The 23,739-nt window shown below is 42.1% G+C and carries 19 protein-coding genes; 14 read left to right on the top strand and 5 right to left on the bottom strand.

All coding sequences use genetic code 11. The features are described 5' to 3' along the window. The first annotated feature begins 196 nt into the window (after nt 1–196). The 3 genes from NOS7107_RS15105 to NOS7107_RS27880 all read left to right on the top strand — a co-directional run bounded on the left by NOS7107_RS15105 (nt 197) and on the right by NOS7107_RS27880 (nt 2,887). On the top strand, nt 197–1,024 hold the full coding sequence (locus tag NOS7107_RS15105) for an ABC transporter permease (protein ID WP_015113819.1): 828 nt from the start codon (nt 197–199) through the stop codon (nt 1,022–1,024). 112 nt (nt 1,025–1,136) lie between these two features. Next, nucleotides 1,137–1,930, top strand: a protein-coding gene (locus NOS7107_RS27885; protein WP_085999800.1) for an IS5 family transposase whose coding sequence is annotated in 2 segments (ribosomal slippage) — nt 1,137–1,476 and nt 1,476–1,930 — 795 coding nt in all. Because the reading frame shifts where the segments join, the coding sequence is not laid out codon by codon here. A gap of 80 nt (nt 1,931–2,010) precedes the next feature. Beyond that, a protein-coding gene (locus NOS7107_RS27880; RefSeq protein ID WP_253274444.1) for an IS630 family transposase occupies nt 2,011–2,887 on the top strand; the annotation gives its coding sequence in 2 pieces (ribosomal slippage) (nt 2,011–2,340 and nt 2,342–2,887; 876 coding nt in all). A 154-nt stretch (nt 2,888–3,041) separates the two neighbouring features. Here NOS7107_RS27880 and NOS7107_RS15080 read toward each other — a convergent pair. From NOS7107_RS15080 to NOS7107_RS15070, 3 genes are all read right to left on the bottom strand, one after another. Continuing rightward, nucleotides 3,042–3,392, bottom strand: a complete 351-nt coding sequence (locus NOS7107_RS15080; protein WP_015113818.1) for a DUF1257 domain-containing protein — start codon at nt 3,390–3,392, stop codon at nt 3,042–3,044. A gap of 140 nt (nt 3,393–3,532) precedes the next feature. Continuing rightward, nucleotides 3,533–5,047 carry an AAA family ATPase gene (locus NOS7107_RS15075; RefSeq protein WP_015113817.1) on the bottom strand — a complete coding sequence of 505 codons (1,515 nt, stop codon included), beginning with the start codon at nt 5,045–5,047 and terminating at the stop codon, nt 3,533–3,535. A gap of 93 nt (nt 5,048–5,140) precedes the next feature. Then, entirely contained in the window at nt 5,141–5,494 is a 354-nt protein-coding gene (locus tag NOS7107_RS15070; RefSeq protein WP_015113816.1) for a hypothetical protein, read from the bottom strand. A 249-nt stretch (nt 5,495–5,743) separates the two neighbouring features. On the opposite strand from NOS7107_RS15070, the gene NOS7107_RS15065 reads away from it, so the two are divergent. The 4 genes from NOS7107_RS15065 to NOS7107_RS15050 all read left to right on the top strand — a co-directional run bounded on the left by NOS7107_RS15065 (nt 5,744) and on the right by NOS7107_RS15050 (nt 11,859). Continuing rightward, nucleotides 5,744–6,256 (top strand): hypothetical protein, encoded by a 513-nt coding sequence (locus NOS7107_RS15065; RefSeq protein ID WP_015113815.1) that lies wholly within the window; start codon nt 5,744–5,746, stop codon nt 6,254–6,256. A 189-nt stretch (nt 6,257–6,445) separates the two neighbouring features. After that, nucleotides 6,446–7,600, top strand: a complete 1,155-nt coding sequence (locus tag NOS7107_RS15060) for an NAD-dependent epimerase/dehydratase family protein (RefSeq protein WP_015113814.1) — start codon at nt 6,446–6,448, stop codon at nt 7,598–7,600. Between the two features lie 208 nt (nt 7,601–7,808). Further along, entirely contained in the window at nt 7,809–8,945 is a 1,137-nt protein-coding gene (locus NOS7107_RS15055; protein ID WP_015113812.1) for a glycosyltransferase family 1 protein, read from the top strand. A 271-nt stretch (nt 8,946–9,216) separates the two neighbouring features. Then, nucleotides 9,217–11,859 carry a GAF domain-containing protein gene (locus NOS7107_RS15050; RefSeq protein ID WP_015113811.1) on the top strand — a complete coding sequence of 881 codons (2,643 nt, stop codon included), beginning with the start codon at nt 9,217–9,219 and terminating at the stop codon, nt 11,857–11,859. Nucleotides 11,860–11,978: 119 nt separating this feature from the next. On the opposite strand, the gene NOS7107_RS15045 is transcribed toward NOS7107_RS15050, so the two are convergent. Further along, on the bottom strand, nt 11,979–12,242 hold the full coding sequence (locus tag NOS7107_RS15045; protein WP_172641485.1) for a hypothetical protein: 264 nt from the start codon (nt 12,240–12,242) through the stop codon (nt 11,979–11,981). Between the two features lie 728 nt (nt 12,243–12,970). Between NOS7107_RS15045 and purC the strand changes: the two genes are divergently transcribed. From purC to NOS7107_RS15010, 7 genes are all read left to right on the top strand, one after another. After that, complete coding sequence (gene purC / locus NOS7107_RS15040; RefSeq protein ID WP_044500001.1) at nt 12,971–13,708, top strand: phosphoribosylaminoimidazolesuccinocarboxamide synthase; 738 nt, start codon at nt 12,971–12,973, stop codon at nt 13,706–13,708. A gap of 138 nt (nt 13,709–13,846) precedes the next feature. Beyond that, entirely contained in the window at nt 13,847–16,408 is a 2,562-nt protein-coding gene (locus NOS7107_RS15035) for a BamA/TamA family outer membrane protein (protein WP_015113808.1), read from the top strand. Between the two features lie 117 nt (nt 16,409–16,525). Continuing rightward, nucleotides 16,526–17,395: a UDP-3-O-acyl-N-acetylglucosamine deacetylase gene (gene lpxC, locus NOS7107_RS15030; RefSeq protein WP_015113807.1), complete on the top strand. Its 870-nt coding sequence runs from the start codon at nt 16,526–16,528 to the stop codon at nt 17,393–17,395. Between the two features lie 57 nt (nt 17,396–17,452). Further along, a complete protein-coding gene (gene fabZ / locus NOS7107_RS15025) occupies nt 17,453–17,974 on the top strand; it encodes a 3-hydroxyacyl-ACP dehydratase FabZ (protein ID WP_015113806.1) in 522 nt (173 codons plus the stop codon). A 247-nt stretch (nt 17,975–18,221) separates the two neighbouring features. Further along, nucleotides 18,222–19,043, top strand: coding sequence for an acyl-ACP--UDP-N-acetylglucosamine O-acyltransferase (lpxA, locus tag NOS7107_RS15020; RefSeq protein ID WP_015113805.1), 822 nt, complete (start codon nt 18,222–18,224; stop codon nt 19,041–19,043). A 174-nt stretch (nt 19,044–19,217) separates the two neighbouring features. Continuing rightward, nucleotides 19,218–20,387, top strand: coding sequence for a lipid-A-disaccharide synthase (gene lpxB, locus NOS7107_RS15015; RefSeq protein ID WP_015113804.1), 1,170 nt, complete (start codon nt 19,218–19,220; stop codon nt 20,385–20,387). 83 nt (nt 20,388–20,470) lie between these two features. Next, complete coding sequence (locus NOS7107_RS15010; protein WP_015113803.1) at nt 20,471–21,712, top strand: DNA cytosine methyltransferase; 1,242 nt, start codon at nt 20,471–20,473, stop codon at nt 21,710–21,712. 150 nt (nt 21,713–21,862) lie between these two features. On the opposite strand, the gene NOS7107_RS15005 is transcribed toward NOS7107_RS15010, so the two are convergent. Further along, nucleotides 21,863–23,284: a hypothetical protein gene (locus tag NOS7107_RS15005; RefSeq protein WP_015113802.1), complete on the bottom strand. Its 1,422-nt coding sequence runs from the start codon at nt 23,282–23,284 to the stop codon at nt 21,863–21,865. Nucleotides 23,285–23,739: the final 455 nt, after the last annotated feature.

Genomic DNA, 23,739 nt, shown 5'->3' with positions numbered 1-23,739 from the left:
ATTGCTCTCCTTATTTCAGTATGCCGATTCTTGACGATGATTGTCTGCAAAATTTATTAGAGCTATGATTTTATATTTCTTTAGTGATAAATAATACATAAATTGCAATATCAGTATTTTTGATTATGAGTATTAATTGAGTCAACTAAAATTGTAAAGTATTCTTACAAGAACTTTGATAAGTAACTGCAAGCAAGTGACATCTCAAAAAGCATTGCTCTGGGGAAAAAAATTTCAAACTACACAATTTCCACTTCTACTTGCGGATAGTCTGACGATTTTCTGGGGAGAGTGGTTGAAATTACGTGCCAGAATTACACAAGTTGCCGCAACTGGTTTAATATCTCCACTTATATATATTTTGGCTTTTGGTTTGGGACTGGGTAGCTCAATTCGTCCAGGTTCAGGTATTACGGGGAATTATGATAATTATTTAGAATTTATTTTGCCAGGGATGGTAGCATTATCATCGATGACCATTAGCTTTGGCGGGACAACATTTTCAATTTGTGGAGAAAGGCTGTTTAGCAAAACTTTTGAAGAGATGTTGTTGGCTCCCATACATCCTCTATCTCTGCATATTGGTAAAATGCTGGCGGGGATTCTGCGAGGTTTGATGACATCTGGTTCGGTAATTTTGGTAGCACTGTTATTTACTGGTAACTGGAATTTTCTCAATCCGTTATTTTTGTTGTTGTTAGTGTTGAATTGTGCTGTATTTGCTGGGTTGGGGGTAATTGTCGGGTTAAGTGTGCGATCGCTCGAATCTGTGGGACTATATAACAACTTCGTGATTGTGCCGATGTCTTTTCTGGGTGCAACTTTTTTCGACCCCAGTACCTTACCAGTCGCGTTGAAATGTGTAGTTTACCTATTACCTTTAACTTACGCCAGCACTGGTTTACGGGCTGCCGTTTACTCACCTTTATCTGAGTTTCCTTGGTACAGTATACCGATTTTATTAGTAGTGGCGATCGCTCTCTCTTTATGGGGCAGTCATAAATTTTCTCGGCAACAGGATTGATTCGTTACATCCAAATCTTAGAGGCTATTTATAAAGTAAATCTAAAAGCGAAAAGAAAAGAGTTATGACAACGATAAGATACATTAAACGTAGTGTATTTACATAGTTAGGTATGGCGCGAAAGTCTTACCCCACAGACTTAACAGATATGGAGTGGGAAATCCTAGCCCCCTTGATTCCACCAGCGAAAGAAGGAGGACACCCGCGCACAACTGATATGCGGGAGGTATGCAACGCTATCTACTATCACCTGAAGACAGGATGCCAATGGAATATGCTTCCGGGAGACTTCCCGCCCAGCTCAACTGTATACAACTACTACCGCAAATGGCAGCGCAAAGGGGTATGGGAAAAATTAAACCATTCATTACGCGGTCAGGTTCGCTTAAAATTAGGTAAATCAACACAACCCAGCGCCCTCGCCGCAGACAGTCAGTCAGTTAAAACTGACCAAAAAAGGGGGATGTGTACGGTTTTGATGGCGGTAAAAAGGTAAAAGGGCGAAAGCGACAGACTTTGGTTGATAGCCTGGGATTATTGTTGAAAGTGGTTGTAAGTGAAGCAAATGCCCCAGAGCGAGTGCTTGCTGCCTATGCTTTGATGGAATTGTTAGAGGAGCGTCCTGAATTACTTGAGAAAGTTGAAGTTTTATGGGTTGATTCCGGTTATGACGGTGATAAGTTTGCTCTTTGTGTTTGGTTGATGATCCAAGCTCATGTTGAAGTCATACGGCGTACCGAGTCAGAATTTCAGGTTTTACCGAAACGTTGGGTAGTCGAAAGAACATTTGGGTGGTTTAACCAATATCATCGTCTCAGCAAAGATTATGAGCGCCTACCCGAAATGAGTGAAGCTGCTATATATGCTGTTATGACTCGGATTATGTTGCGTCGTCTTGTCGTCTAAAGATTTACTTTATATAGCTGTAGCCAATAAGATTAGGACATAAACTATGAAGTATTCCTAGTATTGCGATTCAAACTCAGATGGCTAAACCCTATAGTGATGATTTCCGGCAAAAGGTGATGCAAGCAATTGAGTTGGACGGTCTCAAAAAGAGTGAGGCGAGCCAATTGTTCAATATCAGTCGCAATACGATTAACTTGTGGTGTCAAAGAAAAGCCCAAACGGGTGATATCAAGGTCAAATCGAGGCAGGAATGCCAAAGGGGTGGCAAAATCGATGATTGGGAGAAGTTTCGCGCATTTGTCAAAGCAAATGGTGATAAAACTCAAGTCCAAATGGTAGAGTTATGGGAAGGAGAGATTAGTCAACGCACGATTTCACGGGCATTGCAGAAAATTGGACACACCCGTAAAAAAAACATATGGCTACTGTCAACGAGATGAAGCCAAACGAGCAACCTTTCTAGCACAACTGAAGAACCCAAAAGCACCACACTTGGTTTATGTCGATGAATCGGGAATGGATGAACGAGATAACTACGGCTATGGGTACTCACCAACAGGGGAACGATTTTACGACCTCAAATCCGGTCGGCGACAGGGACGCATTAACATGATTGCTGGGTATCGGGATAATCAATTGATTGCCCCATTTACAGTCGAGGGGGCGTGTAACCGCACAGTGTTTGAAACCTGGCTAGAAACATGTTTGATTCCGGTTTTGCGTCCCGGTGAGTGGGTAATTGTGGATAATGCGACGTTTCATCATGGTGGTCGAATTGCCCAACTCATACATGATGCAGGCTGTGAACTTGTTTATTTACCTCCCTATTCACCAGACCTTAATCGTATTGAGAAGTGTTGGGCATGGTTAAAAAGTAGGATTCGCAAACAATTACACAATTGTGATCATTTACGTGATGCTATCGAATTCGTTCTCAAGCACGCAGCGTCCTAATAAAACTGGCTATAGCTATAAATAGTCTCTTAAAAACCAAACTAAAAAAATTAGGACTGGGAATAAACTCCCAGCCCCGAAATAAGATAAAAAAGCGGGCTAACCGCTATAGTGTGGTTAGCCCGTGCAGCTTTGGGAACGCGCAGAGAAATTACTATTGCAATACCAACTTAACGTTAGCGTTTTGCAAACCGCGCTGTTTTACTTCAGCCAAAGTCTTGTTAACTGCATATTTTTGATTGATGGAGTTGATTAACTCGGTTTGGTTGTGCTTTTTAGCAACGCCCCACAGGTCAGCGATAAGGTCAAAAGAACCATCGCTATTGCGAGACCAGCCGAGATCATATTCGCCTTCCAAAACAGCAACGATGTCGGAACGAACACGCTGACCGTTATAACCGCGTACATCAGCTTCTGTCTTTACGGTAATACCCAAGTCGCGCAGAGAAGCTTTGAGGATTTCTGCATCGGTGATTTTGGTGCGAAGAGTGCTAAAGTGAGACATTTGGGTTTCCTCCAATGAGAAGATTGAGAAAAAAACAACGGTTTATCTTCAGCAAGCCGCGCTTATAGAGAGGCGGCTTTTTCTTTTAACTGCTAGTTTTTGGGACTAGCCTTTCCCCCTGGGTTAGCAAGGGAAAGCTTTTAGAACTCCATTCGCTGGTATTCAGCAACGGAGGCTGCGGCTGGTCTTGCCCGCTGTCTAGCCCAGTCTCTGAGGGCTGTGACCTGTTCTTGCATCGTGCGAGACAGTGGCAATGTGGCCTTTAATGCAGCAATAATATCTAGTTGGGTGAACTCGCGCTCTTGGGCAAAAGCTTCGTACATTGCCGCAATAATCGCTTGTTCAATTTCTGCCCCAGAAAAGCCATCAGACATCTTGGCTAGTTGCTCTAAATCAAACCGAGCAATGTCTTCAGGACGACGCTTAGTTAAGTGGATATTGAAAATATCGCGCCGTTCTTCAGGAGTAGGCAGATCCACAAAGAAAATCTCATCAAACCGACCTTTCCTCAAGAATTCTCCAGGTAAGCGTTCGACTCGGTTGGCTGTCGCCATTACGAACACTGGGGATTTCTTTTCCTGCATCCATGTGAGGAAAGAACCAAATATCCTGCTGGATGTCCCACCATCGGAATCACCAGAACCCCCGCTTCCCGCAAAGGATTTATCTAACTCGTCAATAAACAGAATCGCTGGAGAGATGGATTCTGCTGTTTTGAGGGCGTTACGCAGATTTGCCTCACTTCGTCCCACCATTGAGCCGTCGTATACGCGTCCCATATCTAGGCGTAACAGCGGTAAACCCCAAAGCCGGGATGTTGTTTTGGCTATCAATGACTTACCACAGCCAGGAACTCCTAAAATTAGCATCCCTTTTGGTTGAGGCAAACCATACTCTCTTGCTCTTTCGGTAAAGGCATTTGAGCGTTGCTTTAGCCATTTTTTTAACTCTTCTAAGCCACCGATCGCGTCAATGGTTTCATCTTCTTCGATGTATTCTAATATCCCATTCCGCCGAATTAGCTGCTTTTTCTCAGATAAAACTATATCAACTTCTTCTTCTGTTAGCCGCCCTGTGGTGACTTGGGCTTTGCGATATACTTTCTCAGATTCATCTTTGGTTAAACCTAGAGCAGCCCGGAGAAGCTTTTCTCGTGCTTCTGTAGTTAAACGTCGCCCACGATGATTATCTAAATGAGAAGTTAAAACTTTATTCAACTCAGCCATATCTGGTAGTTGGAAGTCTAAAACTACTACTTCCTTCTCCAGTTCTATGGGGACTTGGTGCATCGGGGACATTAAAATAATATTTTTTTGCTGCCCTTTAAAACTAGCGATCGCATCTCGCAACGATCTTGTTGTTGCAGGCGCATCAATAAAGGGGTGTAAATCTTTAAGAATAAATATACCTGGTTCTTTCTGCCGAATTATCCAATCAATCGCCGCCTCTGGGGACACTGTGTTGTGTTGGCTGCCATTCCGGGGTTGACCATATTCCACGATGCCATGAGTTACTGTCCATACATAAACCCGGCGCTGGGGCTTTAACACTTGAGCGATTGTGGAAATTGCTTGCTCTGCTCGCTCTTCCTCGGAGGTCACAAGGTAGATTAGAGGGTATTGAGCTTGAATTAGGATATTGAGCTCTTCTTTCATACAATCGACCTACTTGAGACCTTATACAGTAAAGAACAGACTTCGTTTGTAACGATGGCTAAAATTATGAACTAAGTGATTCATAATTCTTATCTAGCAAGGGACTAGCTCTTCCTCACTCTTGGGATGGGTTTCTACTGGCTCCATTTCATCAATTGAAAGAGGCTCTTGACCAATTAATCCTGGTTGATTGCCTAAAGCAATTAATTCCCCATCACGTAATGCTAGTGAACTTTCGCAAGTCGGGCAGGAATACACTCTATGAGTTCTTCCATAAGCAGAAGCTTCTAATTCTTCTACCAATTCTGAATTCGCCAAGTAAAAGTAGAGGGCGCGTTCGGCAAGCTCTGACATTGGCTCAGAATCAATTGCTGAACGAATCTTTAACCTTTTGTGCAGTTCTGGCGATATATAAAAAGTAACCTTTTGCTTCGTTTGCGTTTGCATATAACTCTTTGGCGGTCTTACCCGGGTATGTATATCACGTTATCGGCTCCTTCGTTTGTTGTCAAGCCGCTAAAACGGTTTGACAGCATTTTTGTTACATTTCTTTATGTAATTTGTGACGTAATAAAATACATTAAGTTATATATAAAACATGACTTAAATCTGAATAAATCACTCAGAAAATCGTCTGAAATGTTGCCAAAACTAAATATAAACAGTACTTTTATCAACTCAAATAAAAGATGTAATATGTCTACAATGTCAGTGAAAACTTGTAGTCAGATACAAGTAAATTATACAAAATATTCGAGTATAGCGAGTGCGATCGCGCTCTCGCTGCTGTTATGCGGATGCAGCAAACCTTTTAGCGTCTCCGATACCCAATGGCAGACTTATAGTAATTCTCGTTACGGCTTTGAATTTCCTTATCCCAGCAATTGGAATGTGTTAGGGGTACCAGAAAATGATGATGGGATTGCCCTAGTTTCACCACGCAGCCAAAATGTGGAAATTAGAGCATGGGCAAGTAATCGTCTCCCAGACCGAGATGCCGCAAATGTAATCCAGTCTAACTTTCAGACCACGCAAGGGGTATCTGGGGTTTTGTTAGTAGAAGTGAATCAGCAAGTTGGTTTGATGAAACTGACTTTAACTCAAGGTCAAGTTACATATTATTGGCAGGGAAAAAGCCCCAGCCAAGAATTTTCTAACTATTACCCGTTGTTTTATTACATTTCCCAGCAATATCGGATAAAAGTATGAAGTCTGTAGACGCTTTTAGTGGCTTGCAGCAGGCTAGTGTGAAGTATAAAATTTCCCTTCTGCCTCCTGCCTCCTGCCTCCTGCCTTTTAACCAATGACCATTGACTAATGACTAATCACTACTTTTGATGGTTGAGGGGGTACAGAAACCTGATAGATTTAGCTATCAGCGAGTAAAAACTGGTGAAAATGAAAGTCCTGGTTATTGGTGGCGATGGGTATTGTGGTTGGGCAACCGCACTTTACCTCTCCAATCGAGGTTACGATGTTGGAATTTTAGATAATTTGGTGCGGCGGCACTGGGATAACGAATTAGGTATCGCAACTCTGACTCCGATCGCACCTATTCAGCAACGTATCCAGCGCTGGCAAGATTTGACCGGCAAATCCATCGACCTATTCGTAGGCGATATCACTAATTACGAATTTCTGCAAAAAGCTTTACATCAATTTGAGCCAAATGCGATCGTGCATTTTGGCGAACAGCGTTCTGCACCATTCTCCATGATTGACCGCGAACATGCAGTTCTTACACAGGTCAACAACGTTGTTGGCACACTGAACTTACTGTATGCCATGCGTGAAGATTTCCCAGACTGTCACTTAGTCAAGTTGGGAACAATGGGTGAATATGGTACACCCAACATAGATATTGAAGAAGGGTATATCACCATTGAACACAATGGGCGCAAGGATACCTTGCCTTATCCCAAGCAGCCCGGTTCAATGTACCACTTAAGCAAAGTGCATGATAGCCACAATATCCACTTTGCTTGTCGGATTTGGGGATTGCGTGCCACCGACTTAAATCAGGGCGTGGTTTATGGTGTCTTAACCGAAGAAACGGGGATGGACGAACTGTTGATTAATCGCCTAGATTACGACGGTGTTTTTGGTACAGCATTAAACCGATTCTGTATTCAAGCTGCCATTGGTCATCCCCTAACTGTGTACGGAAAAGGTGGACAAACTCGCGGATTTTTGGATATTCGGGATACAGTCCGCTGTATGGAATTAGCGATCGCCAATCCGGCCGAACCTGGAGAATTTCGCGTCTTCAACCAATTTACCGAACTATTTAGTGTTGGTGACTTGGCATTGATGGTGAAAAAAGCAGGTAACTCCTTGGGATTGAATGTCGACATCAACAACATAGATAACCCTAGAGTAGAGAAAGAAGAACATTACTTCAACGCTAAAAATACTAAACTGCTTGACCTCGGTTTGCAGCCTCATTACCTCTCAGATTCGTTACTTGATTCATTGTTAAACTTTGCAGTCAAGTATCAGCAACGAGTCGATAAAAAACAAATTTTGCCAAAAGTTTCTTGGCATAGAAAGTAGGTGAAAACTCCATGAGGCTGGTGAAACAACCAGATTTCTATCTGGTCAATCACTAGCCTCCAATGATTTCTAGTTACATTGTCACCCAACAAAGACAAGATCTAAATTGTAACGATGCAGAATTGATTACACCACAGGAGAAGGTTTACCCTGTTTTTGATAGCGAAATCCAAAAAAAGCTGGGATTATCTGCCTGGACTGAGTTTTTATGAGAATAGCCCTATTCACCGAAACATTTTTGCCAAAAGTTGATGGCATAGTTACACGCTTACGGCATACAGTTGACCATCTCCAACGTCATGGAAATCAAGTTTTAGTCATCGCCCCTGAAGGTGGAATTACAGAACACAAAGGAGCGAAAGTTTACGGCGTTAGTGGCTTTCCTTTGCCTCTGTATCCAGAGTTGAAAATGGCACTACCTCGCCCAGCAATTGGTTACGCCTTAGAACAATTCCAGCCAGATTTGATTCATGTTGTAAATCCAGCCATTCTAGGATTATCAGGCATTTTTTATAGCAAAGTTTTGAAAATTCCTTTAGTAGCTTCTTATCATACCCATTTACCGCAATATCTCCAACATTATGGTTTAGGGATGTTAGAAGGATTATTGTGGGAATTGCTCAAAGGCGCTCATAATCAGGCATTGTTGAATCTTTGTACTTCTACAGCCATGATGACAGAACTGTCATCACATGGCATTGAACGAGTAGATTTATGGCAGCGGGGAGTTGATACAGAATTATTTCACCCTGATTTAGCAAGTTGGGAAATGCGATCGCTTCTTTCGCAAAATCATCACCAAAGCCCCTTACTGCTTTATGTTGGTCGCCTGTCTGCCGAAAAAGAAATTGAACGCATTAAACCAATTTTAGAAGCAATTCCCCAAGCTCGATTAGCATTGGTAGGAGATGGCCCTCATCGGCAAGCATTAGAAAAACACTTTGCTGGAACAAACACAAATTTTGTTGGCTACCTTATGGGGCGTGAGTTAGGTTCAGCTTTTGCGAGTGCAGATGCTTTTATCTTTCCTTCCCGGACAGAAACTCTGGGGTTAGTCTTATTGGAAGCAATGGCCGCTGGGTGTCCAGTAGTTGCTGCCCGTTCTGGCGGCATCCCTGATATCGTGACAGATGGTATCAATGGATATCTTTTTGACCCCAAAGCCGACATTCAAGATGCCATTTCTGCCACAATTCGCCTCTTGGAAAATCAACAAGAACGAGATATCATTCGTCAAAATGCTCGTAAAGAAGCAGAAAAGTGGGGATGGGCATCTGCCACACGCCAGCTGCAAGATTACTATCAAAAAATAGTCTTGGCAAAACGGCCAACAGCAGTAGTTTAAATAGAGGCTTTGAATTGTGGGGCAGTTTTGCTCCACAATTGCAGGAATAACGATTTAATGATCAGTAAGTCGTCACAAATATTTATAGTCAATATCAGGCACAAGGCAGTGGTTTGACTTCGCTCACCAACCAAACAGGAGGTAGAAGTGATGAGAGTTTTAGCCTAATTTATTGTGATTCTCATAGTTCTTTTTTCCCTGTGTTCTACTTAGATAAAAGCGAAATTTCAGCTTTAAAATCTAAAATCTAAAATTTAAAATCTAAAATTCCATGACTCTTCCCAATCCTGGTAGCGTCTTGGCTACATTAACCGAACTTACGCAAGTTAATCGCACCCATGCTTTACTGCGTCGTGTCAAAGACCTTTCTGTTAACGAATTTGTTTGTTTGCTTGATTTTATAACAGCTGAGTTTCAACAATTTCTCAGAGCGATTGAATTAATCAATAATGAAGCTCTAGAAACAATGTTGGAGAAAGTACTAGAAGCAATAACCCTGAAAATTGGACAAATTCTGCAAGCCGAACACACAGCTATTTTTTTAGTTGATTATGATAAAGGTCAACTATGGTCAAAAGTTCCCCAAGATAATAGCCAAAAATTCTTAGAAATTAGAACACCAATTAATGTAGGAATTCCTGGCCATGTTGCGAGTACAGGCCAATATTTAAATATTTCTGAAACTGCTACTCATCCCTTATTTAGCCCAGATTTAGAAAAGCAAATGGGCTACAAAATTCGTAATATTTTATGTATGCCTGTTGTGAGTAGTAAAAGTCAAACTGTCGCTGTAGTCCAACTAGCTAATAAAGAAGGCGACATTCCTTTTAATCACGAAGATGAAGATTGTTTTCGAGATTTTGCTGCTTCCATTGGGATTATTTTAGAAACTTGTCAGTCTTTTTATGTAGCAGCCCGCAATCAACGAGGCGCAACAGCACTGTTACGTGCTACTCAAACACTAGGGCAAAGTTTAGACTTAGAAGCAACTTTGCAAATAGTCATGGAGCAAGCCCGAATTTTAATGCAAGCAGACCGCAGTACACTATTTTTATATCGCAAAGAAATGGGTGAACTTTGGACAAAGGTAGTAGCGGCCGAGGCTCAAACAGATTCTATTGAAATTCGGATGCCGGCGAATCGGGGAATTGCGGGCTATGTGGCATATACAGGGGACGCATTAAATATTCCTGATGCTTATAAAGACCCTCGCTTTGACCCCAGTACAGATAGAAAAACTGGCTATGTAACTCGGAATATTTTATGTTTGCCAGTATTCAATTCTGCCAATGAATTAATTGGAGTGACACAGCTAATTAATAAGCAAAAAGGCAGTTTTACCGCTTCTGATGAAGAATTTATGCGAGCTTTTAATATTCAGGCAGGGATAGCATTAGAAAATGCGCGGTTGTTTGAAAATGTCTTGCTAGAAAAACAGTATCAAAAAGACATTTTGCAAAGTCTTTCTGATGCTGTAATTTCTACTGATATGATTGGTCGCATTGTTACAATTAATGATGCCGCCTTAGAGTTATTAGGTTGTCCTTTAGGCGATGCTAATAACAAAAGCAATAAATTATTATGGGAACAAAATTTAGTTGGTCGCTTTGTTTGGGAAGTCGTACCAATTGACAATTTACAAATGCGTTTAGAAGACAGCTTGACATCTGGTGCGAGACATTACGTGCCGGAGCAAAGTCTGATGGTAGGCTTATATCAAGCACTGACTTTAGACGGGCGAGTGAGTAGTGAAATTCAGGAGGCGGCTCAAATTCCGTTACCATTACAAAACGGGTTTGCTTCTGGTCAAACTGCGATGACTCACCAGTTAATTTTAACAGTCCGCGATCGCACTAACCCTGATGTTTTTATTCCTTGGAATTTACTCCTCACTCCTCCATCCCAGTTAATTCCTACCAGTCAGGTAGAACAGTTAGAACGTAGTATTAATTTGACTGTTAATCCCCTCACCAACCCAGAAGGCGGAGTCAGAGGCGGTTTGGTGGTTTTGGAAGATATTAGTCAAGAAAAACGCCTAAAAATGACAATGTATCGTTACCTCACTCCCCACGTAGCCGAACAAGTGATGGCTGTGGGGGAAGATGCTTTGATGGTGGGTGAACGCAAGGATGTGACTATCTTATTTTCTGATATTCGTGGCTACACTACGTTGACAGAAAATTTGGGGGCGGCAGCGGTAGTCTCGCTATTGAACCAGTATTTTGAAACAATGGTAGAGGCAGTTTTTAACTATGAAGGAACTTTAGATAAATTTATTGGCGATGCTTTAATGGCTGTGTTTGGTGCGCCCCTACCACTCACAGAAAACCATGCTTGGCAAGCGATACAGTCAGCTTTGGATATGCGCCAACGTCTCGAAGAATTTAATCAACGGCGGATTATTCAAGAACAACCCCAAATTCGCATCGGGATTGGGATTAGTTCTGGGGATGTGGTATCTGGTAATATTGGCTCTCACAAACGTATGGATTACACCGTGATTGGCGATAGTGTCAACTTAAGCGCTCGTTTAGAAGCTGTCACCAAAGAATATGGTTGTGATATTATTTTGAGCGAATTTACCTATCAACTGTGCAGCGATCGCATTTGGGTGCGTGAGTTGGATCAAATTCGCGTTAAGGGTAAACACCAAGCAGTCAATATCTACGAGTTAATTAGCGATCGCCAAACTCCCCTGGATGCTAATACCCAAGAGTTTTTATTTCACTACCATCATGGCCGGGCTGCTTATTTAGCTAGGGATTTTGCCGGTGCGATCGCTTGTTTTACCGCTGCTAAACATCTTCGCCCTAAAGACCAAGCCGTAGATATTCATTTAGAACGCGCTCATAATTATCATCAAACACCACCGCCAGATTCCTGGGATGGTGTTTGGACAATTGTTAGCAAATAAAACCTGATTTTTCTGTATTTTTGGCTACGAAATATTGGCAAGCAGCAATGAAAATATCAAATAATCAGTAAAAATTAATTTTTTCGCTTTTTACTATTTATTGCTGTTAGTATTTTTCTTTATTCTGCCGCTTCTCCCCCTTCATCTTGAAAAGGATTTTCGCCAATTTGTAGCTGTTTTTTACTATGCTTTAACTGTTTCCACAAAACTCTAATTTGTTCATAGGCTGCTTCTGGGGGGATTTTACCACCTGTTTCTAAGCTACAAACATAACTAACTTTCTGAGCAAATTCCTGAAGATTTGCATTAAATACTAAATTTTCTGGTTTGACTTGACCATAATAGCGGCCATTAGGGTAAAGAAAATCATCTTTGTCCACTATTCGATGCTCCCTTATGAAACTCCGTTATTGTTTTTATATCTGAGTTTAAGCCATCACTTATGCACATACCCTGTGTCTTAAAGCAAAAGAGCTTGATCAGTATTTATCTAGAAACAATATTTGTATAGGAATTCCTAATAGTTTACCCTTCTCCTAATTATTAATTGATATTTTCTCCAATTAAATACCTATCAAGCTTTAAACATTTTTTACTTAGTCATTATTTATACTTGTTAATTTATTTGATGAAAGAAACACCAATTTTTTGGTAAAAAAATCTACACCTATACTGTAATAATTTCCTGGGAAAATTGCCTCTACTAGAGGTTATACACTATATGTACAGAAATCAGCCTTGGGTAATTAATCTTAACCAAACCTCGCAGCGGCTGAGGTGTAAAAGTGAATTAACCAAAAGCTAATTTTGTCTGGCTCAATAGCTTGTAGAAATAAGGTTATAAGCAATTTTTACTTTTAAAGAGGCTGAGTCAACAAGCTTTGATGACAATAAATCTATTGATAGAGATAGTCAAAAGATTTCCGGGAAAATACACAGAAAGATTTATCTAAAGCTACTGTAGAAAACTCGTAAAACTGATGTCATCAGTTTTCTTAAACCTTTTCCTGGCCTACTCAAGATTGATTGGCTAATCTTTGTTAACTAAAGATAAAATGGTTAAGCCCGAAAGGACACAAGTCTCCCAGTGCTGAAAAGTTTACCTCCTACCATGTCTGTTCATTCCAAGCTCTACGAAGGCAAAGCAAAGATACTCTATACAACAGATAATCCAGAAGTCCTGTTGGCAGATTTTAAAGATGATGCCACTGCTTTTAACGCCCAAAAGCGTGGCAGTATTCTTGACAAGGGAAGAATTAACTGTAGTATCTCTAGCCAATTATTTAAAAAATTGGAAGCAAATGGGATTAGAACCCACTTTATTGACAGCCCAGCCCCCAATCAAATGCGGGTGAAAGCCGTCAAAATATTACCATTAGAAGTAGTTATCAGAAATATTGCAGCGGGTAGCCTTAGTCAACAAACAGGTTTACCAGTAGGTACTGTTTTAAAACAGCCGTTGGTTGAGTTTTATTACAAAAATGATCAATTAGGAGACCCGCTATTGACAAGCGATCGCCTACTCTTGCTAGAACTGGCGACAGCGGAACAAGTAGACGTAATTAAGAATCTAGCATTGCAAATCAATGAGTTTCTGCGGCGCTTTTGGCAGCAATGTGGTATTACCCTGGTAGACTTCAAACTAGAATTCGGCTTGGACTCACAACAGCAGATACTTCTGGCAGATGAGATTAGTCCAGATACCTGTCGTTTGTGGGACACAGCAGAAACTGACCCTAACCGCCGGGTAATGGATAAAGACCGCTTCCGCCGAGATTTGGGCAATGTAGAAGACGCTTACCAAGAGGTTTTACAACGAGTGTTACAAACAGTAGACACTCAAAATTGAACTAGTGTAACTTGACATTGGTCATTGGTGATTGCTCTTTTGTCGATACAAATGACCAATGACACTTGACTATTAGCAAATGACTATTGACTATTGACTTAGTGTGTGATTGTGTGCGGAAGTGAAGAGGAATATAAAATGCGTTTATCTCCTATATTAGTAGCAGCTGTAGCAATTGCAGCGCCATTAAGTGGCTCTCTCAAAGTGAATGCCCAAACTGCTGAAGGGTTACAACAGACAGCTAAAGTCGTAAAACCCTCAACCAGTAAGCCACAAGAGAAGGACGCAGGCCAAAATTCAGCAAGGGAAAGTTTACAATCTGCGATCAATTCCACAGAGGCTAAGGTACTTGAAGATACTCAATCTCAATCTGTGAAAATTTTGCCAATGCAGTCAGATGCAAGATCACAGGTGATGGTACCAACAATTGCCCAAGCGCCAGAAACAATTCCCAATACTGACACTCAACAGCCCAATACCGTTCCTGATAGTTCATCTCCAGCTACGCAACCAACCCCTGAACCAGAGAACACCAACCCGCCAACGACAATAGAACCAGCATTTCCCACAACTCCTGGTAACACTCAACCAGAAAATACCACTCCATCCACGATAGAACCAGCATTTCCCACAACTCCCGGTAACACTCAACCAGAAAATACCACTCCATCCACGATAGAACCAGCATTTCCCACAACTCCCGGTACCACTCAACCAGAAAATACCACTCCATCGACAATAGAACCAGCATTTCCGGGTAATACTCAGCCAGAGAACACCAACCCGCCAACGATAGAACCAGCATTTCCTACAACTCCAGGGAATACTCAGCCGAATGGCGCTACCGAAACAACAGAACCAAGGGTGTTAGTCTCAGAAGTATTAGTGAGACCCCAGACAGGACAATTAACACCAGAATTAGAAGAAAAAGTTTATCAGGTCATTCGGACTCAACCAGGGCGGACAACCACCCGCACACAGTTGCAAGAAGATATCAATTCTATCTTTGGTACAGGTTTCTTTTCCAACGTTCAAGCATTACCAGAAGATACACCCTTGGGTGTGCGAGTCAGTTTTGTTGTCCAGCCCAACCCTGTACTGACAAAAGTGCAAGTCGAAGCTAATCCTGGTACTGGTGTTGCTTCAGTTCTGCCTGCAAGCACTGCGGATGAAGTTTTTAAAGATCAGTATGGTAAAATACTCAACTTGCGAGACTTGCAAGAAGGCATAAAAACCTTAACCAAACGCTATCAAGACCAAGGTTATGTGTTAGCCAATGTGATTGGTGCGCCCCAAGTTGCAGAAAATGGAGTTGTGACTCTGCAAGTAGCAGAAGGCGTAGTGGAAAATATTAAAGTCCGCTTCCGTAACAAAGAAGGTCAAGAAACCGACGACCAAGGTAGACCAATTCGCGGACGGACACAAGAGTATATTATTAAACGCGAAGTAGAATTAAAGCCAGGACAGATATTCAACCGAAATACAGTCCAAAAAGACCTACAACGGGTATATGGACTGGGATTATTTGAAGATGTGAATGTTTCCCTAGATCCTGGTACTGACCCAAGCAAAGTAGATGTGGTAGTGAATGTAGCCGAACGTAGTAGCGGATCAATCGCGGCAGGGGCTGGGATTAGTTCTGCCAGTGGATTATTTGGTACAGTGAGCTATCAACAGCAAAACCTCAATGGGAGAAACCAAAAATTAGGTGCAGAAGTCCAGGTGGGAACAAGGGAGTTACTATTTGATTTGCGCTACACCGACCCTTGGATTGCCGGCGACCCTTACCGTACCTCCTATACAGCTAACATTTTCCGGCGCAGTTCCATTTCCTTGGTATATGAAGGCACAGATGAAAACGTTGAAACCTTTAGAAATCCTGGAGATACAGATGGCGATCGCCCCCGTGTGCTGCGGCTAGGTGGCGGTGTTACTTTTACCCGTCCTTTATCTAATAATCCCTACGAACGCTCAGAATGGACAGCCTCTGCTGGTTTGCAATATCAACGAGTTTCCACCCGTGATGCTGATGGCAACCTCAGAAGATTTGGGACAGTGTACGATGACAATAACAATAACCAAGCTGGAGAATTAATCCCCTTGAGCTTTTCGGGGGAAGGTCAAGACGACTTATTGCTATTACAACTGGGAACCCAGCGCGATCGCCGTAACAATGCCCTACAACCTACTAGTGGTTCTTTCCTCCGCTTTGGAGTTGATCAGTCAGTTCCAGTAGGGCTAGGCAATATTTTACTCACTCGATTACGGGGTAGCTATAGCCAATACATACCCGTTAAACTTCTTAACTTTTCTAAAGGCTCACAAACCCTAGCCTTTAACATTCAAGGCGGAACTATCCTAGGTGACTTACCCCCTTACGAAGCCTTTACTTTGGGTGGTAGTAATTCTGTGCGCGGCTATGAAGAAGGTACACTAGCCAGCAGCCGCAGTTACGTGCAAGCAACTTTAGAGTATCGCTTCCCTGTATTTTCGATTGTTAGCGGTGCAGCCTTTGTTGATTTTGGCAGTGATTTAGGCACGAATACGAGGGCGGCGGAAGTCCTCAATAAAAATGGAAGTGGCTATGGTTATGGCATTGGTGTGCGCGTACAATCACCTTTGGGGCCAATTCGGATTGACTATGGGATTAACGATGATGGTGACAGCCGCATCAATTTCGGTATCGGTGAAAGATTTTAACAAGTGTGAAGCATGAAGTCTGAAAAAGCTAATTTCCTACTTCAGACTTCATACTTTCTCTTGACTCTTGACCCCTAACCCTTGACTATTTATTTAAGGTGTATTAAATTTTCGCCGATGCAACAACACACCATCGCCGGGGAAGTCTACCAAACTGGAGTTGGTTTACATAGCGGTATTACTACCAATGTGCGGATATTGCCAGCCCCAGTCAATAGTGGGCGTTATTTTGTGCGGGTAGATTTACCTGATTTACCAATTATTCCTGCCCAAATTGCAGCGGTTAATGAGACTGTTCTCTCAACTCAATTGGGCAAAGATGAAGCATCTGTTCGGACAGTTGAACATTTGTTGGCAACATTAGCAAGTATGGGCGTGAATAATGCCCGCATTGAAATCGACGGGCCAGAATTGCCGCTATTAGATGGTTCAGCACAGCTTTGGGCTGCCAGCATTACTCAAGCCGGCTTAAAACCACAATCAGTGGATGATAATCAAGAAAACTGGGTAGTCAAAGAACCAATCTGGATTTATCAACAAGATGCTTTTGTCGGTGCCATCCCAGCAGCAGAAACCCGCTTTAGTTATGGAATTGATTTTGATTTACCTGCAATTGGCAACCAATGGCACAGTTGGCTGCTGGCTACTGATGTGAATGAGGCGGCTGCTAGTTTTGCCGCAGAAATTGCACCTGCTCGGACTTTTGGTTTATTACATCAAATAGAATACTTACAAAAAGTTGGATTAATCAAAGGTGGCAGCTTGGATAATGCCCTCGTTTGCGGCCCGGAAGGATGGCTAAATCCGCCATTAAGATTTGCAAATGAGCCAGTCCGTCATAAGATATTGGATTTAGTAGGAGATTTGAGTTTATTGGGAATTTTTCCCCAAGCACATTTCTTAGCATATAAAGCCAGCCACAATTTACATATTCAACTCGCGCAAAGGATTTTAGCGGCACAGCAAAATCCCACTGACAAAATCTGAGGGGGTTTCAGCGCCATCCCACTTAAATTTTTCTAGTCAAAGTCAAACAAACCGCCAATGTCAATTCTTGCAGAAGTAAATAGTAGCGATGCGATCGCATCCTCATCTATTGCCACAGAAACTGTCACTACATCAGAAGTGAAAACAACCTTCACTTCTGAAGAAATTCAGCAGTTGTTACCCCATCGCTATCCATTTTTACTGGTAGACAAAATTATTGACTATGTACCAGGAAAAGTGGCTGTAGGCGTTAAAAATGTTACTATTAACGAACCTCAATTTCAAGGACATTTCCCCGGTAGACCACTCATGCCAGGTGTGCTAATTGTTGAAGCAATGGCACAAGTAGGCGGAGTTGTGTTAACACAACTACCAGAATACGATGCAGGAGGACTGTTTGTATTTGCTGGTATTGATAAAGCCCGCTTCCGCCGTCAAGTTGTTCCTGGAGATCAACTAATCATGACAGTGGAACTGTTATGTATAAAACAACGTCGGTTTGGGAAGATGCAAGCTCGGGCCGAAGTTGATGGACAACTCGCCGCTGAAGGCGACTTGATGTTTTCTCTCGTTAGTTAACAACTTGTTGTCTAAGTACAACCGTGATGTACCTAAACTCAATCCTGAAAAAGGATAACAAGTCAACAATTGTCCACAATAGTATTTGAAAATTTCTTGATTTTCGCTGCCCTCTCGGACGAGACGCTACGCGAACACACCTAACTTGCTTCGCCCAACACACTTTCGACTGCTGAAGTTCTACCAACTCAGCAACACCAGTTGCCACAAAGCGCTGGCTTCTCAAGACAGTTCTGGAGATTCACCCTTGAAGACTCTTATTCATCCAACGGCTGTAGTTCATTCTAAAGCGGAACTCCACCCTACAGTGCAAGTCGGTGCCTATGCTGTGATTGGAGCGCATGTTAAAGTTGGCCCTGAAACAATTATTGGCGCTCATGTAGTGCTAGAAGGGCCTTGTGAAATTGGGGCGCGAAATCAGATTTTTCCAGGTGCAGCTATCGGCATGGAACCCCAGGATCTCAAATTTGTGGGAGAACCTACCTGGGTCAAAATTGGTGATGATAACTTAATTCGGGAATATGTCACCATTAATCGTGCCACAGGTGAGGGAGAAGCCACAATTATCGGCAGTAATAACTTGCTGATGGCTTATGTCCACGTGGCGCACAACTGCATAATTGAAGACCATGTAGTAATTCCTAACTCAGTAGCCTTAGCAGGTCATGTCCATATCGAGTCTCGTGCCAGATTAGGTGGAGTGTTGGGAGTTCATCAATTTGTTCATATCGGTAGGCATTCAATGGTCGGTGGAATGTCGCGGATTGACCGAGATGTGCCGCCATATATGCTAGTTGAAGGCAATCCTGTACGCGTACGAACCCTCAACTTAGTAGGACTCAAACGCTCTGGGATGACAGCCAGTGACCTGCAAACACTCAAAAAAGCTTTCCGCATTCTCTACCGTTCTGGCTTGACTTTCAAAGAAGCATTAGAACAGTTAGAACAGTTAGGAGATACAGAAGAACTACAGCACCTACGCCGCTTTATCCTTCTATCGCAAATGCCAGGAAGACGCGGTTTAATTCCGGGTAAAGGTAGAGCTTCTAGCGCTAGTGATGAGTCTTAAGTTAGTTACGGGAAATTAGGGGTTATACAATTTTGAATTGGAGATTTTGGATTTTGGATTGAGAATGTAGATTTGATGAATCCATTTATCTAAATCAATTTTTAAATTGGTACTAAGTAACTCCTAATTTCTCAGCTTTATATCTAAAATTTTTACAAAATTTTTAATGATCAAATGCGGATATTTATCAGCACTGGCGAGGTGTCTGGCGATTTGCAAGGATCGCTGTTAATTGCAGCCATGCAACGCCAAGCGGCTGCTGCTGGGTGGGAATTAGAAATTGTTGCCCTTGGTGGTGAAAAAATGACCAAGGCAGGCGCAACAATTTTGGGCAATACCAGTGGTATTGGCTCAATGGGTCTTTTAGAATCTCTGCCATATATTGTACCAACTCTATTAGTACAACGAAAAGCGATCGCCTACCTCAAGCAAAACCCGCCAGACTTAGTAGTGCTGATTGATTACATGGGGCCAAACCTCGGTATCGGCACTTACATACAGCAAAATCTGCCTGATGTGCCTGTAGTATATTACATTGCCCCGCAAGAATGGGTTTGGTCAATGAGTTTGCGGAATACATCACGGATTGTGGGATTTACTGATAAACTCTTAGCCATATTCCCCGAAGAAGCACGTTATTATCGAGAAAATGGGGGAAATGTGAGTTGGGTAGGACATCCGTTAATTGATCGGATGCAGGACGTACCCACTCGTCAGGCGGCGCGTGCCACATTGGGAATTGCACCAGAACAAATTGCGATCGCACTGCTCCCCGCTTCTCGTCAGCAAGAACTCAAATATCTTTTACCCATAATTTTTCAAGCGGCTCAGACAATTCAAACTAAATTACCTCAAACTCACTTTTGGATTCCCTTATCTTTAGACAACTTTAGAGAACCAATTACAGCCGCAATTCAAAGTTACGGTTTGCAAGCGACAATTGTATCTGGTCAACAAAAAGAAGTGTTTGCTGCTGCTGATTTCGCCATTACAAAATCCGGCACAGTTAACCTAGAACTGGCGCTGTTGAATGTGCCGCAAGTTGTGGTTTATCGCCTGAATGCAATTACAGTGTGGATTGCGCGGAAAATCCTCAAAGGTTCCATTCCCTTTGCTTCACCAGTTAACTTAGTGGTGATGAGGGAGATTGTGCCAGAGTTATTACAAGAAAAAGCTACAGTAGAAAACATCACTCAAGCAGCAATGGAGTTATTGCTGAATCCCGAACGCCGACAGCAGACATTGACAGACTATGCCCAAATGCGGCAATGTTTAGGAGAAGTTGGTGTATGCGATCGCGCTGCTCAAGAAATTTTGCAAACAAGAAAGAAGTGTAAAGTATAAAGTATGAAGTGTGAAGTCTGAAGTGTGAATTAATTTACTCAGCACTCAGCACTCAGCACTCAAAACTCAGCACTCAGCACTGAATGAGAAAACGACGACCAATCGCAGTTGATTTGTTCGCAGGCGCAGGTGGTATGAGCCTTGGCTTTGAACAAGCTGGCTTTGATGTATTGGCAGCCGTTGAAATTGACCCCATTCACTGCGCCACACACGAATTTAACTTTCCCTCTTGTACAGTTTTGTGCAAGAGTGTCGAAGATACCACAGGAGAAGAAATTCGCCAGCGTGCCAAAATAGGCGATCGCGAAATTGATGCAGTTATTTGTGGTAGTCCCTGTCAAGGCTTCTCACTCATGGGTAAACGGGTTTTTGATGACCCGCGAAATTCTTTGGTGTTTCACTTTCATCGGTTGGTCTTAGAATTACAACCAAAGTATTTTGTGATGGAAAATGTTCGCGGCATAACTGTTGGCGAACACAAACAAATCCTCAAAAGTTTAATTAGTGAATTTCAATCTCACGGCTATCAGGTAGAAGAAAATTACCAAGTTCTCAACGCTGCTCACTACGGTGTACCACAGTCCCGTGAGCGCTTGTTTTTGTTGGGCGCTAGACGAGATGTCAAGTTACCCAAGTATCCCAAAGCAATTACCCAAATAGCCAAGCCAAATCAGTTAATTAAAAAAAATGCTTTACCACTGAGTCCAACAGTTTGGGATGCAATTGGTGATATCCCAGAAGTGGAAAATTACTCAGACTTATTAGAAAAAGATTGGGTAGTTGCTGAGTATGGCAAACCTAGCGATTATGCCATGATACTTCGCGGTATCAGCACTTTAGCAGATAATTATGCCTGCGATCGCCAATTTGATGCCCGGATTCTTTCTTCTAGTTTCCGAACGAAACATTCACCAACAACTATTCAACGCTTTCAAGAAACTCTCCAAGGTGAAAGAGAACCTATTAGCCGCTTCCATAAACTGCATCCGGCTGGTGTCTGCAACACCTTAAGAGCTGGAACAGATAGGTACAGAGGTTCATTTACTTCTCCGCGACCAATTCATCCCTTTACACCCCGTTGCATCACAGTTAGGGAAGCAGCCCGACTCCATTCTTACCCAGACTGGTTTCGATTTCATATCACCAAATGGCATGGTTTCCGCCAAGTTGGTAATTCTGTACCACCACTGTTAGCAAAAGCTGTAGCACAAGAGATCATCCGCAGTTTAAAAGTGATTCCGATTAAACCCAGTTTTTCACAGCAGTTAGGAGATGAAAAGCTGTTGCAATTGAAGATATTCCACGCAACACAACGTTATTTATAGCAAGTGAAGCATAGTTTAGGATATCAACAGATAATACAAACTAGACTATACAAGGTGCGTAATCCTGTCACATGCTATTTTGGTCTTGAGTAGGATTAAAACACCTGCTTCATACTATTTTCCTACTGTGAAATGAGAGCGATCGCTACTTTATTTTTCTGAGTTAGTATTTTCTCTTTTTTCCCTGACATTGCGTAAATTTTGAATTAGTTGACGATCAGGTTCTTGAGAAGAAGAGCGCTGATTGCTATTAGTTGTAGATGATGTTGGCTCAATGTTATCAGGTTTAGCCGTCACCGCTGGATTAGGCTTTAGCTGATTACTATTACCTGCTGGAATAATTATTGACTGGCTACCTGTTGCAGGTTGAGTCGCACCTACTGGTGTCTGGATTGGCTGTGAGCTACCCTCAGCAGTTTTGCTTCCGTCTTGGAAAAGTAGGCTAAATGGATAACGACTAATTGTTTTTTCTCCCTTTAAAGACTTAGCATTGAAATATTGCCTTGCTTTTAATTGCAGTGCGGGAGAAAGTAATTTGTCTTGAAATTTGATATCCAATACTTTGCCATCAGGATCTACTACTAAAACGCCTAAAACTGTACCCTCTACACCAGCTTTACTCACAGCAACTGTATCCCGAATTACCCCTTTTTCTTCTGAATTAGGATATTGCTGCTGGAGTGCTTTTCTCAATTCAGCGTAAGATTCTGCTTGGGCTATTAGTGTCTGATTGGCAGCTTTTGTGGGTAAACTAGGCGTTGTTATTGGCTTTAAAGGAGGGAGACTTGCTGTTGACGAAGTTGTATTATCTCCAGCCTTCGGCGTTTGAGCAATACCAGTTGCTAAAGTCCGGTTTGGCGTAACTTCTACATTATTCTCACGCTCAGGCTGTATAGGCTGGGGAGTAATTCTGTTATTTGCCGTTGTAGTATTTGAGCTAGAGGCTGGATTGGGAATTGGGCTATTGAGTATTTCCGGCGGTATTGTTGCTGGAGGTAGATCTGGTAGATTTTCGATTGGAAGTGGTTGCGATCGCTGCGGAATTACAGGCTTATCATCAAAATTAGGAATTGATGCGGTAAATTTCTGGTTCCCAGCCTTAAAACCGGAATTGTCAAATCTAAAATCTTGTCTAGGAATTTGTAAAGGCTGCTTTGTAGGCAACGAGGAAATACGGTAGTTATTAGAAGTTGTGGGTAATGATGGCAGTACTGACTGTGTATAACTAGATGGTGGTAGCGGAGGCAGTACAGTTGTTTGGCCATTAAAAGATGGAGGTACTTGTGGCTGTAGTGCTAGTTGCTGTTGCTGAGAAAATCTGGGTAATTGTGGTTGCACTCCAAACTGAGTTGTACCTGGAGTTTGAGGTAAACGATTTTGATCAGCTTGGCTTAATTCCAAAATGCCAACTGACTTTGCAGATGCTGTATCTTTAGCTTTATTTGGATCTACTGGCATCAATGGCACAATCAATGCAATAGCCCCATGAATGCCAATTGAGGCAATAGCGGCAATTCCAGTAGGCTGGCTTAAAATTTCAGGTATATTTTTTAGCAGGGAGACGTAAGACATAGCTGTTATCGTTCACTCGGCTCAGTTGCAGTTAATTAACAAATCAATATTATCTTGGTGGTACAAAATGCAGCCCTTTAAAAAGAGTAACTTCTTGGGTATAACTCAAAATGACAAGAGGTAGATTTTTGGTCAAGTTTAATTTTTTAATGACGCAATTTTATCTTTTTTAGTTGCACTTACAAATCTGAACTTTAAATAGTTGTCACTTCACTAATTTGGATGTTGCGTATATATTTACGCACTCTAAACTGACAATTACAGTAGTGGGCAGTAAGCCTAAACGCATCGGTCTAAAGATATATCCATATAGACTCCACTATCGCCATAACTGTTTTTCCGTCAGTTGAGATTTTGTAGTAGATGGTTAGCTTGTTGTCTACAAAAATTTGCCAATAGATGACATGGTATCACATCAGTTAGTGGCTAATTGTGGCTAAGTTTGCTTTTTCTCT

This window comes from Nostoc sp. PCC 7107 (assembly GCF_000316625.1).
Lineage (GTDB): Bacteria > Cyanobacteriota > Cyanobacteriia > Cyanobacteriales > Nostocaceae > Nostoc_B.
The sequence above is the reverse complement of the archived record's forward strand: the minus strand, read 5'-3'. Positions and strand labels throughout refer to the sequence as shown.

Coding starts and splice junctions, on each gene's coding strand:
- NOS7107_RS15005 (WP_015113802.1), bottom strand. CDS start 23,284: ATGTCTTACGTCTCCCTGCTAAAAAATATACCTGAAATTTTAAGCCAG.
- NOS7107_RS15010 (WP_015113803.1), top strand. CDS start 20,471: ATGAGAAAACGACGACCAATCGCAGTTGATTTGTTCGCAGGCGCAGGT.
- lpxC (WP_015113807.1), top strand. CDS start 16,526: ATGCAACAACACACCATCGCCGGGGAAGTCTACCAAACTGGAGTTGGT.
- fabZ (WP_015113806.1), top strand. CDS start 17,453: ATGTCAATTCTTGCAGAAGTAAATAGTAGCGATGCGATCGCATCCTCA.
- NOS7107_RS15035 (WP_015113808.1), top strand. CDS start 13,847: ATGCGTTTATCTCCTATATTAGTAGCAGCTGTAGCAATTGCAGCGCCA.
- NOS7107_RS15070 (WP_015113816.1), bottom strand. CDS start 5,494: ATGCAAACGCAAACGAAGCAAAAGGTTACTTTTTATATATCGCCAGAA.
- NOS7107_RS15060 (WP_015113814.1), top strand. CDS start 6,446: ATGAAAGTCCTGGTTATTGGTGGCGATGGGTATTGTGGTTGGGCAACC.
- NOS7107_RS15055 (WP_015113812.1), top strand. CDS start 7,809: ATGAGAATAGCCCTATTCACCGAAACATTTTTGCCAAAAGTTGATGGC.
- NOS7107_RS15065 (WP_015113815.1), top strand. CDS start 5,744: ATGTCTACAATGTCAGTGAAAACTTGTAGTCAGATACAAGTAAATTAT.
- NOS7107_RS15050 (WP_015113811.1), top strand. CDS start 9,217: ATGACTCTTCCCAATCCTGGTAGCGTCTTGGCTACATTAACCGAACTT.
- NOS7107_RS15075 (WP_015113817.1), bottom strand. CDS start 5,047: ATGAAAGAAGAGCTCAATATCCTAATTCAAGCTCAATACCCTCTAATC.
- lpxB (WP_015113804.1), top strand. CDS start 19,218: ATGCGGATATTTATCAGCACTGGCGAGGTGTCTGGCGATTTGCAAGGA.
- purC (WP_044500001.1), top strand. CDS start 12,971: ATGTCTGTTCATTCCAAGCTCTACGAAGGCAAAGCAAAGATACTCTAT.
- NOS7107_RS15080 (WP_015113818.1), bottom strand. CDS start 3,392: ATGTCTCACTTTAGCACTCTTCGCACCAAAATCACCGATGCAGAAATC.